Origin of the sequence: Nonomuraea sp. PA05 (genome assembly GCF_008086045.1) — a bacterium.
Lineage (GTDB): Bacteria > Actinomycetota > Actinomycetes > Streptosporangiales > Streptosporangiaceae > Nonomuraea > Nonomuraea monospora.
Map to the genome: position 1 here is coordinate 26,149 of NZ_VSEY01000053.1, position 14,531 is coordinate 40,679.

The 14,531-nt window shown below is 72.9% G+C and carries 10 protein-coding genes; 6 read left to right on the forward strand and 4 right to left on the reverse strand.

From position 1 onward, the window contains the following. Position 1: 1 nt before the first annotated feature. From FXF51_RS51855 to FXF51_RS51870, 4 genes are all read right to left on the reverse strand, one after another. Positions 2-1,780, reverse strand: a complete 1,779-nt coding sequence (locus FXF51_RS51855) for a serine/threonine-protein kinase (protein ID WP_187415036.1) — start codon at positions 1,778-1,780, stop codon at positions 2-4. A gap of 77 nt (positions 1,781-1,857) precedes the next feature. Further along, positions 1,858-3,474: a methionine--tRNA ligase gene (gene metG / locus FXF51_RS51860; RefSeq protein WP_148442246.1), complete on the reverse strand. Its 1,617-nt coding sequence runs from the start codon at positions 3,472-3,474 to the stop codon at positions 1,858-1,860. A 76-nt stretch (positions 3,475-3,550) separates the two neighbouring features. Continuing rightward, the gene (locus FXF51_RS51865; protein ID WP_148442247.1) at positions 3,551-4,555 is read right to left on the reverse strand and encodes a hydroxyacid dehydrogenase; all 1,005 of its coding nucleotides are present in this window, start codon (positions 4,553-4,555) and stop codon (positions 3,551-3,553) included. 142 nt (positions 4,556-4,697) lie between these two features. Continuing rightward, positions 4,698-7,625: a helix-turn-helix transcriptional regulator gene (locus FXF51_RS51870; RefSeq protein ID WP_148442248.1), complete on the reverse strand. Its 2,928-nt coding sequence runs from the start codon at positions 7,623-7,625 to the stop codon at positions 4,698-4,700. A gap of 207 nt (positions 7,626-7,832) precedes the next feature. Here FXF51_RS51870 and FXF51_RS51875 point away from each other — a divergent pair, with 207 nt between their 5' ends. The 6 genes from FXF51_RS51875 to FXF51_RS51900 all read left to right on the forward strand — a co-directional run bounded on the left by FXF51_RS51875 (position 7,833) and on the right by FXF51_RS51900 (position 14,473). Further along, a complete protein-coding gene (locus FXF51_RS51875; protein WP_148442249.1) occupies positions 7,833-8,831 on the forward strand; it encodes a hypothetical protein in 999 nt (332 codons plus the stop codon). Then, positions 8,801-10,375 (forward strand): clostripain-related cysteine peptidase, encoded by a 1,575-nt coding sequence (locus FXF51_RS51880; protein ID WP_148442250.1) that lies wholly within the window; start codon positions 8,801-8,803, stop codon positions 10,373-10,375. Before FXF51_RS51875 ends, FXF51_RS51880 begins: the two co-directional genes overlap by 31 nt. Positions 10,376-10,469: 94 nt before the next feature. After that, positions 10,470-11,570 carry a winged helix DNA-binding domain-containing protein gene (locus FXF51_RS51885; RefSeq protein WP_148442251.1) on the forward strand — a complete coding sequence of 367 codons (1,101 nt, stop codon included), beginning with the start codon at positions 10,470-10,472 and terminating at the stop codon, positions 11,568-11,570. A gap of 42 nt (positions 11,571-11,612) precedes the next feature. Next, complete coding sequence (locus FXF51_RS51890) at positions 11,613-12,368, forward strand: IclR family transcriptional regulator (RefSeq protein ID WP_148442252.1); 756 nt, start codon at positions 11,613-11,615, stop codon at positions 12,366-12,368. Further along, the gene (locus FXF51_RS51895) at positions 12,365-13,309 is read left to right on the forward strand and encodes a sugar kinase (RefSeq protein ID WP_148442253.1); all 945 of its coding nucleotides are present in this window, start codon (positions 12,365-12,367) and stop codon (positions 13,307-13,309) included. Before FXF51_RS51890 ends, FXF51_RS51895 begins: the two co-directional genes overlap by 4 nt. A 117-nt stretch (positions 13,310-13,426) precedes the next feature. Beyond that, on the forward strand, positions 13,427-14,473 hold the full coding sequence (locus FXF51_RS51900) for a hypothetical protein (protein WP_148442254.1): 1,047 nt from the start codon (positions 13,427-13,429) through the stop codon (positions 14,471-14,473). The last annotated feature ends 58 nt before the right edge of the window (positions 14,474-14,531 follow it).

Here is a 14,531-nt window from a genome sequence, read left to right on the forward strand (position 1 = left end):
CTCAGCTCACCACCCTGAGCACCTTTCCCTGCGGGCTGGCCACCAGGTAGCCGCCGCGGCTGTAGTCGTCGGAGGCGTAGACCAGCAGCACCTGCTTGGTCGAGGTGAACGTGTAGTCGGGGTCCACGATCATGTGATGCGAGATCGGGGCGCGTGCGCCGAGGTCGCTCTTCGCCTTCTTCAGCAGGCCCGGCAGGGCGTCCCAGTTGAACTTGGCCAGGTCCACCAGGGGTGTGTCGAACGTGCTTCCCGTGCTCGGGCCGGTGACGTCGCCGTCGCGGTAGGTGTAGCTGTCGTAGACCTCCGAGTCCTTCTTGCTGGGGACGTCCACGGAGGCGTGGGTGGGGTGGATCGTCATCCTGACGACCTTGGTGCCGCCGATGACCGGCTTCAGGGCGGCGATCATGCCGCGCATGCCGGCGGGGGTGAGCAGGTTCTTCTCGGCGGGCTCCTGGGTGGGCTCTTCCGAGGTGTCCTCCGCGGGGTCCTCGGCGGGTTCCGTGGTGGGGCCGTCGTCCCTGAGGGTGAGGTGGGTGGTCTGGGGGTCGTCGCCGCCGGGGGTGAGCATGGGGACGAACCGCCACGCCAGCACGGCCACCACCGCGATCACCGCCACCGAGATGGCCGCCGCCACGCCCGCGCCGCGCGCGCCACGCCGGCTGCGGCGCGTGTTCGCGGTGTCTCCGCTCCAGTGGGGCGGGACGGTGTGCGCGGGCGGCACGGGCCGCCCCGGCCCCGGCATGGCGCCACCGTGCTGCATCGGCGGCCCCGCCATGTACGGGCCTGACCCTGGCATGGCGCCACCGAACGCCCCGCCCTGAGCCATCGCCGGGCCGGACGGCGCCGACGCGACACCAGGCGCTGGCGCGACACCAGGCTGCGGCGCGACACCAGGCGGCGCGATGCCGGATGGCGCGATGCCGGATGGCGCGATGCCGGGTGGTGGGGGCGCGACACCGGCCTCGGCCGCCGCCAGCATCCGCTCCAGCGTCTCAGGATCGGGCCGCGCCCCAGGGTCCCGCACCAGCAGCGCCCCCAGCACAGGCCCGAGCGCCCCGGCCCGCTCCGCGGGCGGCACGTCCTGGTTGAGCACCGCCGCCAGCGTGGCCAGCGTCGTGCTCCGCCGCAGCGGATGCCGCCCCTCCACCGCGACGTACAGCAGCATGCCCAGCGACCAGAAGTCGGAGGCCGGATCCCCTTCGACCCCGTTGATGCGCTCGGGCGCCATGTACTCGGGCGAGCCGATGAACGACCCGGTGGCGGTGAGGCTGGTGGACTCGCGCATCGCCGCGATGCCGAAGTCGGTCAGCACGGACCGGCCGTCCTCGCGCAGCAGGACGTTGGCGGGCTTGACGTCGCGGTGCTGGATGCCGACGGCGTGGGCGGCGCGCAGCCCGGACAGGACCTCACGCCCCAGCCGCGCCGCCTCCCTGACCGGTAACGGCCCGCGCTGGAGGTGGTCCTGGAGTGAGCCGCCGGTGACGAGCTCCATGACGATCCAGGGGTAGCCCTGCTCACCCGGGTCCACGATGTGGTGGATGGTGGCCACGTGCGGGTGGTTGAGCCGGGCCAGGGCGCGGGCCTCGCGCAGCACCCTGGAGCGCAGCTCGCGGGCGAGGGTGGGGTCGTGCTCCTCCATGGAGGGGTCGGGCGGGCGTACCTCCTTGAGCGCGACCTCGCGGTGCAGGGCCACGTCCCAGGCCCGCCAGACCAGGCCCATGCCCCCGCCACCGAGCCGCTCCACGAGCTCGAAGCGGCCGTCGATCACCCTCTTGTGCATGCGAGCAGCGTAGGGCCGCCCCGCCCGCCGCCGCCACCGGCCGCGGCGGCGTACCCGCCAGGCGCTGAGGCCCCGGGCTACGCGGTGGGCTTGTCCTCCAGGCGCGGGAACAGGATGGCGCCCTTGGTGACGGTGGCGCCGGCGGGGAGCCTGCCCCACTCGCCCGCGTCCTGGACCCGCTGGCCGGCGAGGGGGCCGAGGGCGGGTTCCGCGCCGAGCGACTCCCAGAGCCGCTGTGAGCTGGCCGGCATGAACGGGTTCAGCAGCACCGCGACCGCGCGCAGGGACTCGGCGGCGGTGTAGAGGATCGTCGCCAGCCGGGCCCGGCCCTCCGGCGAGTCGTCCTTGGCCACCTTCCACGGCTCCTGCTCGGAGATGTAGCCGTTGACCTGCTTGACGAAGTCGAAGATGGCCTGGAGGCCGGCCTGGAACTCGACGTCGTCGCCGATCTTCCTGTCCGCGTCGGCGACGGCCTTGGCGAGGCCGTCGTGGATGGCCTTCTCGGCGTCGCCGTCGGCGCTCGCCTCGGGCAGGACGCCGTCGAAGTACTTGCCGACCATGGCGGCGACGCGGGAGGCCAGGTTGCCGTAGTCGTTGGCCAGCTCGGAGGTGTAGCGGGCGGCAAGGTCCTCCCAGGAGAACGAGCCGTCCTGGCCGTAGGCGATCGCGCGCAGCAGGTACCAGCGGAAGGCGTCCACGCCGAAGTGGGAGGTGATGTCGCGGGGGCTGATGCCGGTGAGGTTCGACTTCGACATCTTCTCGCCGCCGACGAGCAGCCAGCCGTTGGCGACGATGCGGCCGGGCAGCCGCAGCCCGTTGGCCATGAGCAGGGCCGGCCAGATGACGGCGTGGAAGCGGAGGATGTCCTTGCCGAGCAGGTGGACGTCGGCGGGGAAGCTGGCGTCGAACTTGTCCTGGTTCTGGTTGTAGCCGACCGCCGTCGCGTAGTTGAGCAGCGCGTCCACCCACACGTAGATGACGTGCTCGTCGTCCCACGGGATGGGCACGCCCCAGTCGAAGGTGGAGCGGGAGATGGACAGGTCCTGCAAGCCCTGGCGGACGAAGCTGACCACCTCGTTGCGGGCCGACTCGGGCTGGATGAAGCCGGGGTTGGCCTCGTAATGGGCGAGCAGCTTGTCGCCGTACTCGCTCAGCTTGAAAAAGTAGTTCTCCTCCTTGAGGATTTCCACCGGCCGCTTGTGGATCGGGCAAAGCTGCTTACCGGTGTACTCCCCCTCGCCGGCGATCAATTCGCCGGGAAGTTTGTACTCCTCGCAGCCCACGCAGTACGGGCCCTGGTATCCGCCCTTGTAGATTTCGCCCTTGTCGTACAGGTCCTGGACGAACTCGCGCACCCGGTCGGTGTGCCGTTTCTCGGTGGTGCGGATGAAATCGTCGTTGGCGATCTCCAGGTGCCGCCAGAGGGGTTTCCACGCCTCCTCGACGAGCTTGTCGCACCATTCCTGCGGCGTGACGCCCTTGGCCTCGGCGGTGCGCAGCACCTTCTGGCCGTGCTCGTCGGTGCCCGTGAGGAACCACACCTGCTCGCCGCGCTGCCGGCGCCAGCGGGTCAGTACGTCGCCCGCGACCGTCGTGTAGGCATGACCCAAGTGGGGGGCGTCGTTGACATAGTAAATGGGAGTGGTGACGTAGAACGCCTTTCCACTCTGATTCTCGGTTCCGGTGGCCACCATGGGCGAGATCCTACTGGCCGGGTGACAGCCGTTTCACATGATTAGCGAGAAGGCGCCATTCGGCGGTTAATTCCGGTCAGGCGAGGGTGCGCAGTTCCGCCGCCGCCACGCCGTGCGCGAATGGCACGCCCCGGGCGTACCTGGCCAGTTCGTCCACGGCGAGGTCGGCGATGCGGGCCAGCTCGCCGCCGAGCGATCCGGCGATGTGCGGGGTGAGCAGGACGTTGGGCAGGTCGTACAGGGGCGAGCCGGCGGGCAGCGGGTCGGGCTCGGTGACGTCGATGACGGCGTACAGCCGCCCTGAGGCCAGCTCGGCGATGAGCGCGTCCTGGTCGACGAGGGCGCCACGGGCGGTGTTGATGAGGGTGGCGCCGTCGCGCATGGCGGCCAGACGGGCGGCGCTGACGAGGTGGTGGGTCTCGGGCAGCGCGGGCGCGTGCACGCTGACGACGTCGCTGCGCTCGAACAGCTCGTCCAGCTCGACGTGCCGCACGCCCAGGTCCTCGGTCAGGTACGGGTCGGCGACCAGCACGTCCAGCTCGAACGGCCGGAGCAGCTCGATCACCCGCCGCCCGATCTTTGACGCGCCGATGACGCCGACCGTGCGCCGGTAGTTGCCGAACCCGGGGAACATCGCGTCGAGGTCGAGCGGCGCCCCCCGGCGCTCACGGTGCAGCCGGGCGATGTCCGTGACGCGCTTGCCGGCGAACAGGATCGCGGCCAGGGTGTACTCGGCGACGGGCTCGGCGTTGGCGGCGGCCGCGGAGGAGACGAGCAGGCCGCGCTCCCAGCACGCCCCGGTGACGTGGTGCTTGACGGAGCCGGCCGCGTGCACGACGGCCCGCAGGCGCGGGGCGGCGGCCAGCACCTCGGCGGTGATGGGCGGGCACCACCAGCTCGTGTAGAGCACCTCCGCCTCGGCCAGCGCCGCGGCCAGCGCGGGGTCGGCGAAGTCGGCGGCCACCAGATCGGGGTCCACGTCGGCGATCGCGACCAGGCGCTCGCGCACTGGCGCGGTGATGAGCCTTGCGGCGATCTGCGGGCCCATCGCGAGCAGGGTCTTCGGCCGCGAAACGGTCATCACGCTCCCCCGAACGTCAAGGTAGGTCAACGCGATCATAACGATCGTGCCGGAACCGCCTCGCCTCAGGCCCGCGCGCGGGCGTCGCCTGGCGCATCGGTGCCACGTGCGGCCGTCCCGGCCTCAGGCCCGCGCGCGGGCGTCACCCACCGAGATCGCTCAGCTTCCCGATCAGCGCGGTGCGGGAGGTGATGCCGAGCTTGGTGTAGATGTGGCTCAGGTGGTACTCGACGGTCTTGACGCTCAGCACCAGCTTGCGCGCCGCCTGCCTGTTGGTGAGCCCCCTGCTGATGAGCACGGCGACCGTGTGCTCCTGCGGCGTCAGGCCGAGCCTGGCGGTGTCCTGGGGGCGCAGCACCGCCCGCCCGCTCGCGGCCAGCTCCAGGTCGCACTGCTCCAGGTACGGCAGCGCGCCCAGCCGCGAGAGCGTGAGCTGGGCCGCTTCGAGCTGCTCGGCGGCGGCCGAGCGGCGGCCCCTGCGGCGTAGGAACGTTCCGTACGCGAGCTGGATCCTGGCCTCCTCGAACGGCGTCTCGATCTTGGCGGTGTGTTCCAGCGCCACCTGGTAGCAGGCCTCCGACTCGCCCGGCTCGTGCCTGGCGGCGTGCAGCCCGGCCCTGGCGCGGGCGGCGGCGGCCAGCACGCTGCGCCGTTCCCTGTCCAGGGCGAGCAGCTCGCACGGGATGAGCACCTCTTCCGCGTCTTCCGGCCGTCCGGCGTTGACCAGGGCGTCGGCCAGGAGGGTGCGCCAGAGCGCGACGGCCGGCTCGTCGGGCAGGTCGGTCCTGATGAGCGGGGTGAGCGCGGCGGCGACCGCGTCGTGGTCGCCGCGCGCCGTGGCCACCAGGGCTTCGGCGACGGCCGTGCTGACCTGGGCGGATACGTTGCCCGGCGAGCAGGCGGCGCGGGCGGCGCGCACGTGGCCGGCGGCCCGCTCCCACTCGCCGCGCGCCGCCGGGACGAGGGCCGCCACGGAGTGGGCGTAGCTCGCCAGCCACGATTGGCCGAAGTCGTCGGCGGTGGAGGCGCCGATCTCGGCGTGCCCGGCGGCGTCGTCCCACCGGCCCAGCCGGTATTCGGCCTGGGCCAGCGTGCTGGCGGCGATGAGCTGGAACGGGGCCGACCTGCCGGCGCTCACGGCCACCAGGCCGAGCAGGTCGGCCTGGGCGCCCGCCAGGTCGTCGGCCCACAGGCGCAGGGTGGCGCGGCCGAGCAGCGCGTCCAGCTCGCCCGGCGTGGCCTGCGCGGGCACCGGCAGCTCGGCGGTCTCGGCCAGCCCGGCTTCGACGTCGCCCACCAGGCCCAGGCCGACGAGCCGGGCGAAGCGCTCGAACTCGCTCCCTGCGCAGGGTGTGGCGGTGGCACACTCCGCCCAGCGCGCGGCGTCCGCGCCACAGCCGCGCAACAACCCGGCCATCGCCTGCCGGGCCGCGATGGCGGTGGCGAGCCACGCGTCACCTCCCATGCGCCCACCGGCATCGCCGCCCACGCGCGCCCGCCCGTCGCCACCCGTGCGCGCCCGCCCGTCGCCGCCCACGCGCGCCCGCCCGTCGCCGCCCGCGCGCCCTCCGGCGTCGCCGCCCACGCGCGCCCGCCCGTCGCCGCCCGCGCGCCCTCCGGCGTCGCCGCCCACGCGCGTCCACGCGTCGCCGAGCAGCCGCACGGCCTCCTCCACCCGCCCCGCCACCAGCGCCACCGCCCCCTGCACGTACCCGTGCACCCCGGGATCTCCGCCGGGCGACACCTGCGCCGCCAGCGCCCCCGCCTCTCCGGGCCGGCCGGCGGCCAGCAGCGCCTCCACGGTCTCGGCGATGAGCCGGTCGCGGGCCGGCCCGTCCTCGGTGAGCTGCACGGCCCGGGTCAGGCAGCCGCACGCGCTCCCCCAGCGCCCGGCCGCCGCCTGCCGCCGCCCCACCAGCGCGACCTCCCGGACGAGCTCGTCGTCCACCTGGTCGGCGGCGGCGAGCCGGTGGTGCAGCCGGTGCACGGCGTCGTCGGCCAGCGAGGCGGCCAGCAGGTGCAGCCGCCGCCGGGTGGCGGGCCCGAGGTCGTGGTAGACGGCCGCCCTGACCAGCGGGTTCGGAAAGCCCACGGACACCCCGGCCCCCGTACGCCACTCCACGAGCAGCCCGGCGCCGGTGAGCTGTTCCAGCGCGGGCAGCGGCTCGGCCAGCTCGGCCATGCGGGCCACCAGGTGCAGGGGCGCGGAGGTGCCGAGCACGGCGGCGGCGGTGAGCAGCCGCTGCGCGGAGCCCTCGCACTCCCCCAGCCGCCCGCGCACCAGCGTGGCGTACGCGCGCGGCGCGGGCAGCGGCGCGTCCACGTCGGCCAGCGTCTCGGCGCGCACCTGCTGGAGCAGCGCCCGCGCGTGCAGCGGCACGCCCTTGGTGTGCTCGTGCAGCCGCTCGGCGGCCTGGGGCGTCAGCCGTACGGGGCCGAGCCTGGCGCTGAGCGCCTGCAATTCGCGCGCGCTCAGCCCGCCGAGCGGCAGCCGCAGCGCCGCGCTGCTGCGCAGCAGCCGCCGCAGCCCGTCGGGCAGCCGGGGATGGTCGCTCTCCCTGACGATGACGATGGCCAGCACCCGGTCGGTACGCAGCCGCCGCAGCGCGAACGTCATCGCCTGCAACGACGGCAGGTCCGCCCAGTCGGCCCCGTCGATGGCGATGACCACGGGCGCGCCGAGCTGGAGCTGGGCCAGCAGCTCCAGCAGCGCGGCCCCCACGACCAGGGGGTCGGGCGTGACCCCGGTGGCGGGCCTGGCCAGCCCCGCCAGCGCCTCGGGGGCGTGCTGCGCCTGCGCCCCTAGCTGCCCCAGCATGCCGTACGGCAACTCGGACTCGCCTTCGTCGCCGCTGCACTCCAGCACGACCGCGTTCTCGATCACGGACAGGAACTCCCCTGCCAGCGCCGTCTTGCCGATCCCGGCCGGCCCGTGCAGCACGACGAGACTGGACCGTCCCTCGCAGACCCGTCCGAGCTGGGCGTGGAGCACTGCCAGTTCGCGGAGCCGGCCGACGAACTGTTCGTCCCTGGAGCGCTCGGGTCCGCTGCGGAGGGCGCGGGCTGCCATCGGACTCACCCCCTCGCCGGATGTTCCCTAGGCCAAAGTTCATCGTGTGCCTTGGCCCGGCGGGCGTCCAGTGTCCTTGACCCGAGTCAGCTCTTTCGGTCATTAGGGAAACGCCCCGGGGTTATCCCCAGGGCGTTCCCTGATGCTCGCGGCAAAAGCCATTCATAGCGTCCAACGTGGACGAATGCCCCAAAACGCCGGGAGAACATGATGCCGTCCTACATCGCAGAGGAGCAGCGGGGAGCGGAGGCACGGATTCTCAACGTGCTGTTCCCCACCATCCTCCAGGGACTCCAGCTGACCCACCAGGCAGCGGACCAGTTCGGCGCCCGTCCGCAACAGGCGCAAACGCTGCCGATGAGGCCGCGCATGGAGCACCGGCCCGTGGAGTACCAGCAGCAACAGCAGCGGTTCGCCACCCCGGAGACCTACGCCCAGCTCGCCGCCGACCGCTCGTTCATGGACGTCGCCGCCGTCCTCATGCCGGTCGTGCAGTCCATCATCCCGCCGCTCGTGGAGCAGCTCCTGTCGTTCGGCCCGCCGAAGGCCGACACCGACCAGAACGAGGAGGAGCGCTTCCTGCAGTTCGTGCCGCAACTGCTCGGCACGGTCACGCCGATCATGATGCAGGTGCTGCCGGGCCTGCTCCAGACGATGCACGGCATGCGCGCCGAGCACCCCGTACGCGTGACCGACCGCGAGCTCAACCAGCGCTACTTCGGCCCCATCGTGCAGGCCACGCTGCCCGCGATCGTCTCGCAGCTCCCCGAGCTGCTCGCCATCGTCCACGGCGACCAGCGCTCGCCCGTCCGGTACGACCGCATGCCCGGCCGCGGCCCGATCCAGCTCATGCGGATCACCAGGAACGACCTGGCCAACGCCCACCGGCTGCGCGACGGCGACGTCCTGCACATGACCGAGACCCCGGCCCAGCCGGGCACCACCGAGATCCGCATCACCTGCGCGCCGCACTGCATGTGGTGGAAGGGCCTCCAGGTCACCGACGAGACCGACAGGCAACTCTGCTTCGTCGAGACCGACGGCGACCGCTACGCCGTCTTCGAGTCCAGGGCCGTGCAGTCCGGCGGCGCGATCGTGCTGTGGAAGGCGCGCATGTTCGGCGAGCACACGCCGATGTACGTCATCCCGATCGGCGAGCTGTCGCCTGACGGCAAGTGCTTCAACTTCCACTGGGCCGCCGACTGATGGCCGGGCCCACGCTGCGGCTCGGCAGCAGAGGGGAAGACGTCAGGCGGCTCCAGGAGCTGCTGCGCGCCCGCGGCTACCGGGTACGGGCCGACGGGTACTTCGGCGGCTCCACCTACGGGGCCGTGCTGAGCGTCCAGCAGCGCGAGGGGCTGCCCGCCGACGGCGTGGCGGGCCCCGGCACGTGGCGGGCGCTCGGCCAGACGCAGAGCGTGGCGGACGAGCCCCGCTCGGACGAGCAGGCCGAGTGGAACGTCATGATCTACATGGCGGGCAACAACAACCTGTCCGACGCCGCCGGGCGCGACCTGGAGGAGCTGCGCGCCGTCCAGTCGTTCAACGGCGTCCGCGTCACCTGCTTCGTCAAGCGGCAGGACGCCGGCGGCCGGGCCCAGCACATGGAGATCAGGGCGGGCGGCGCGCCCGACCTGATCGACGAGCTGCACCCGCCCGTCGACTCCGGCCACCCGCAGACGCTGCTGGACTTCGTGCGCTGGTCCGTCAGGCGCGCGCCTGCCAGGCGGCACGCCCTGGTGATCTGGAACCACGGCGGCGGCTGGACCCCCGACGACCTCGACCAGATCTACACCCAGGTCAGGGGCCGCGCGGTCCGGCGCGACGTGGAGAGCGGATACGTCCGCAGGGCTCCGCGCGCGAACATGGCCGACGGCGAGCCGGCCTTCTCGGAGCTGTCCAGGCTGACGGAGTCGCAGGAGATCACCAAGGCCGTGTTCACCACGTCGCTGACCGAGGTGCTCCGCCTGCCGAACGGCCAGGACCGGGCCATCGCCAGCGACGACGGCACCCTGCACTCGCTGGACACCATCGAGCTGTGCAACGTCATGCGCGCCGTCCACCAGGACCTCGGCCGGCCGCTCGACCTGCTCGGCATGGACGCCTGCCTCATGAGCAACCTCGAGGTCTGCTACGAGATCCGCGAGCACGCGGCCGTCGTGGTGGGCTCTGAGGAGCTCGAACCCAACGAGGGCTGGCCGTACACCGAGATCCTGTCCGCGCTGGCGGCCAACCCGCGCATGGACGCGCGCGAGCTCGGCCACCTCGTGGTGGAGGAGTACCTGAGGTCCTACCGCGGCACGCACCAGACCGTCACCCAGTGCGCGGTGGACGCGACGCGGATCGAGGAGTTCATGCGCGAGTTCCAGACGCTGGCCGAGTGCATGCGCCGGCAGGTGCAGGGCAACCGGTCCGTGGTGGACAGCGTGCAGTCGGTCGCCACCCGCTTCCACATCGACCGTTCGCTGACCGACCTGCGCACGCTCTGCCTGGCGCTGGTGGCCGACTCGCGCACCGACCCGACGCTGGCCTCGGTCGCCGACAAGCTGCTGGCCATCCACGGGCCGGGCGGCTTCGTGATCAACGAGGGCCACCAGGGCGAGAAGGTCGAGGAGTGCGGCGGGCTGAGCGCGTACTTCCCGATGGAGCGCACGATCTCGCGCTACTACGCGGACCTCCAGCTCGCCCAGCACTCCGAATGGGACGAGTTCCTCAGGGACTACGCGAAGGCGCGTACCATCAGGCGATAGGAGGGCGTCACAAGGCCACAAGCCGGCGATCCGCCGGCGTCGCTGGGGCTATTGCGGCCCGGGACCGGCCGCAATAGCCCCTACCTTTGCTGTCATGGATCCCCTCATCAGCCGCAGGGCGCTCAACCGGGCCACGCTGGAGCGTCAGCACCTGCTGCGCCGTACCGACCGCACCGTGATCGAGGTCGTGGAGCAGCTCGGCGGGTTGCAGGCGCAGACCCCGCACACCTGGTACACCGGCTTGTGGAGCCGCATCGCCGGGTTCGACCCCGCCGCCGCCGGAGAGCTGCTGCTCTCGCGCGAGCTGGTGCGCATCGCGTTGCAGCGCTCCACCATCCACCTGGTCTCCGCCCGCGACTGCCTGGCCATGCGGCCGCTGCTGCAACCGGTGACCGAGCGCGGGACGCGCACGACGTTCGGCAAGCGGCTGGCCGGCGTGGACCTCGACGAGCTGGCGGCGGCCGGGCGGGCGCTGCTGGAGGAGCACCCGATGACCTTCGCCGACCTGGGGCGGGCGCTGGCCGAACGCTGGCCTGACACCGACCCGCACGCGCTGGGCCAGGGGGTGCGCTGCTTCGTGCCGCTCGTGCAGGTGCCGCCGCGCGGCGTGTGGGGCAGGAGCGGCCCGGTCGCGCACACCAGCGCGGAGTCGTGGATCGGCTACGAGGTGCCGCCCATGACGCCCGCCGAGCTGGTGCGGCGCTACCTGGCCGCGTTCGGGCCCGCGTCGGCGCAGGACGCGCAGACGTGGTCGGGCCTGACCAGGCTGGGCGAGGTGTTCGAGTCGATGGGCCTGCTCCGCTTCCGTGACGAGAACGGCAGAATCCTGTACGACCTGCCGGACGCGCCCCGGCCGGGCGAGGACGTGCCCGCCCCGGTGCGGCTCATGTACGACTTCGACAACCTCTTCCTGTCCTACGCCGACCGGTCCAGGGCGATCAGCGACACGGGCGCGGCGGCGCTGCAGGGCTTCATGGGCACGAACGTGGTGCCGCGGGTGATCCTGGTGGACGGCTTCACGGCGGGCGACTGGACGGTCACCAGGGCCAAGGGCGTCTCCACCCTCAACCTCCACCAGTGGGAGCCGATCAAGGCCATGGAGGAGGCCGAGGAGGAGGGCCGGCGGCTGCTGGAGTTCCTGGCTCCGGGCGACCGGCACGAGATCGCGGTGCTCGACGGCCCCTCCAAGACCTGAGGTTGTGCACTGCACAACGGCGTGTTGCAGTAGGGTAGGCCGGTGGAAGAACGCAACCGGTCCGCCTCGCTCCGGCGCGCGCTGACCGTGCTCGACCACGTACGCGCGCACCCGGGCCTGACGCTCACCCAGCTCGCCGAGGCGGTCGGCCTGTCCAAGAGCACGGTGTTGCGGCTGACCGTGCCGCTCGTCGAGGCCAGGCTGCTCGACCGCGACCGCGAGAGCGGCCTCTACCGGCTCGGGCACGGCGCGCTCCGGCTCGGGCAGGCCTACCTCGACACGCTCGACCTGCGCGCCGTGGCCGCAGAGGAGTCGCACCGGCTGATGGCCGAAGTGGGCGAGACCGTCCACCTCGTCGTGCCCGACCACCCGCACGTCGTCTACATCGACAAGGTGGAGAACGAGGCGAGCGTGCGCATGGCCTCCCGCATCGGCAGCCGCGAGCCCGTCCACTGCACCGCCGTCGGCAAGGCCATCCTGGCCTGGCAGCCCGGCGAGCTCCTGGCCGGGCTCGTCCTGGAGCCCAGGACCAGGCACACGATCACCGACGCCGGGCGGCTGCGCGCCGAGCTGGCGCGGATCAGGCGCCGCGGCTACGCCGTGGACGACCGCGAGAACGAGCCCGAGGTGCGCTGCGTCGCCGCACCGATCTTCGACCATCAGGACGCCGTCGCCGCGGCCATCTCCGTCTCCGGCCTCACCTCGCGGATCACCGCCGCGCGGGTGCGCGAGCTGGGGCCGCTGGTCGCCGCGGCGGCGGCACGCATCTCGTACAAGCTGGGGAGCACGACCCGATGACCGACCTGGTGACCTTCGGCGAGACCATGGCCCTGTTCGCCGCCCGCCGCACGGGCCCGCTGCGCTTCGCCCGCGACTTCGACCTGGGGCTGGGCGGCGCGGAGTCCAACGTGGCCATCGGCGTCGCCCGGCTCGGCCACGACGCGACGTGGATCGGCAGGGTGGGCGCCGACGAGTTCGGCGACCTCATCCGCGCCACGCTCGCCGGCGAGGGCGTGCACGCGCACGCGATCCCCGACCCGGACGCGCCCACCGGCCTGATGATCAAGGGCAGGCGCACCGCCGACCTCATCGACGTGCGCTACTACCGCAAGGACAGCGCGGGCTCCCGGCTGAGCCCCGCCGACCTCGACCCCGGCCTCATCAGGTCGGCCAGGGTCCTGCACGTCTCCGCCATCACGCCCGCGCTGTCCGCCTCGGCCCGCGAGGCCGTGCGCCACGCGATGAGCGTGGCCCGCTCCGCCGGGGTGACCGTCTCGCTCGACGTCAACTACCGGCGCGCGCTCTGGACGCCCGAGGAGGCGGGGGCTTGGCTGCGGGACGTGGTCGGCGACGTGGACGTGCTGTTCGCCACCGAGGCGGAGGGCCGGCTGCTCGCCGACGTCGAGGGGGCACATGAGCTGGCCGAGGCGCTGGCGGGGCTGGGGCCTCGGCACGTGCTGCTCAAGTTCGGCGCCGAGGGGGCCATGGAGCTGTCCGGGGGCGTCGTGCGGCGGGCGGAGCCGTACCGGGTGACGGAGGTCGACTCGGTGGGCGCCGGCGACGCCTTCGCGGCGGGCTGGCTGGCCGACTGGCTGGCGGGCGCGGAACCCGAGCGGCGGCTCGCCACCGCGAGCGCGGCCGGGGCATTCGCTGTCACCAGCCAGGGCGACTGGGAAAGCCTCCCCCGCCGCGCCGACCTCGACCTCCTGCGCCGCCCCACCGACGGCGTCAACCGCTGACCCGCCACTCCGCCGGCAGCGTCGATGAGGGCAGCGTCGATGAGGGCGGCGTCGATGAGGGCGGCGTCATGCGCCGAGTGCCACGCGTCAAGTCCGGATATGTCGTAACCTGCCGGAATGCTCGATCATCATCTCGACGCCCTCCTGCAAGCGGCCAACGACCGCGACCCCGACCGGCTCTTCGAGCACGCCTCCCAGCTCTACGCCGCCACCGAGCACACCGACAAGGCGACCCTGTCGGCCGTGGCGGCCCGGTTCGGCACGGTCTTCGACCTGGTCCCGCCCGGCATCGGCGCCCGCCTCGGCATCGTGGCCGGCGCGCTGGCGGAGCGCGGCGCCGACCCCGTCCCGCTGGCCGAGCCGCTCGTGGAGCAGTTGTCCGGGCTGCTGGAGCAGTCGGCCAGGTTCGCCGAGGCGTGGCGGAAGGCCACCGGCGAGGATCCGCCCGAGCCGGACGACGAGGACCCGGCCTGGATGCCGAGCGCGGCGGGCCGCCTGACCGGCCTGCCGGAGCAGGAGGCGTTCGCGCTGGCCGACGCGTGGGCGAACCTGTACATGGCGCACATGCCGGTCCTGTCCATCATGCAGCTCTCCGCGCAGGTGCGGGCGGCGCTGCCCGGCCGCGAGCGCCTGGTGCGGGCCCTGACCGCCGTGATCGAGGACCGCCCCGACCTGGAGTGGCTGGCCGGCCTGCTCGCCGTGCTGGAGGACGAGCACCTGATCGTCCTGCACAGGGAGACCGGCCGCGGCTACGAGGTCGTCATCGGCGGGATCGGCGACAACTTCCAGCTCCACACCCTGCTGGCGGACGTGGTGAGCGGCCCGGCCGACCACGGGCTGATCGAGGGCGTGCAGCCGGACCCTGACTGGGTGATGGCCGCCACGGACGGCGACGTGGATCCGGACGACGACCCGGTCAGCGGCCAGTTCAACCTGGTGGACGCCTACGGCAAGTGGATCTGGAACGAGGGCGTCCCCGCGGACATTCCCCAGGTGGACGGGGTGCGGGTGGTCGTACTCGACCCGCCGCCGTACGAGCGGTCGTGGAGCCCCGGCAGGCGCTACCCGATGATGGTCGGCACCATCCGCCTGGAGCGGATCCTGCGCGCCGACGAGGCGGCGGCCTGGATGTCCGTGATCTCCCCCGAGAGCGACTCCCAGTAGCGGCGGTCAGGCGGCGCGGACCCCGGCCACCTCCTCCAGCAGGGCGCCGAGCCGGATG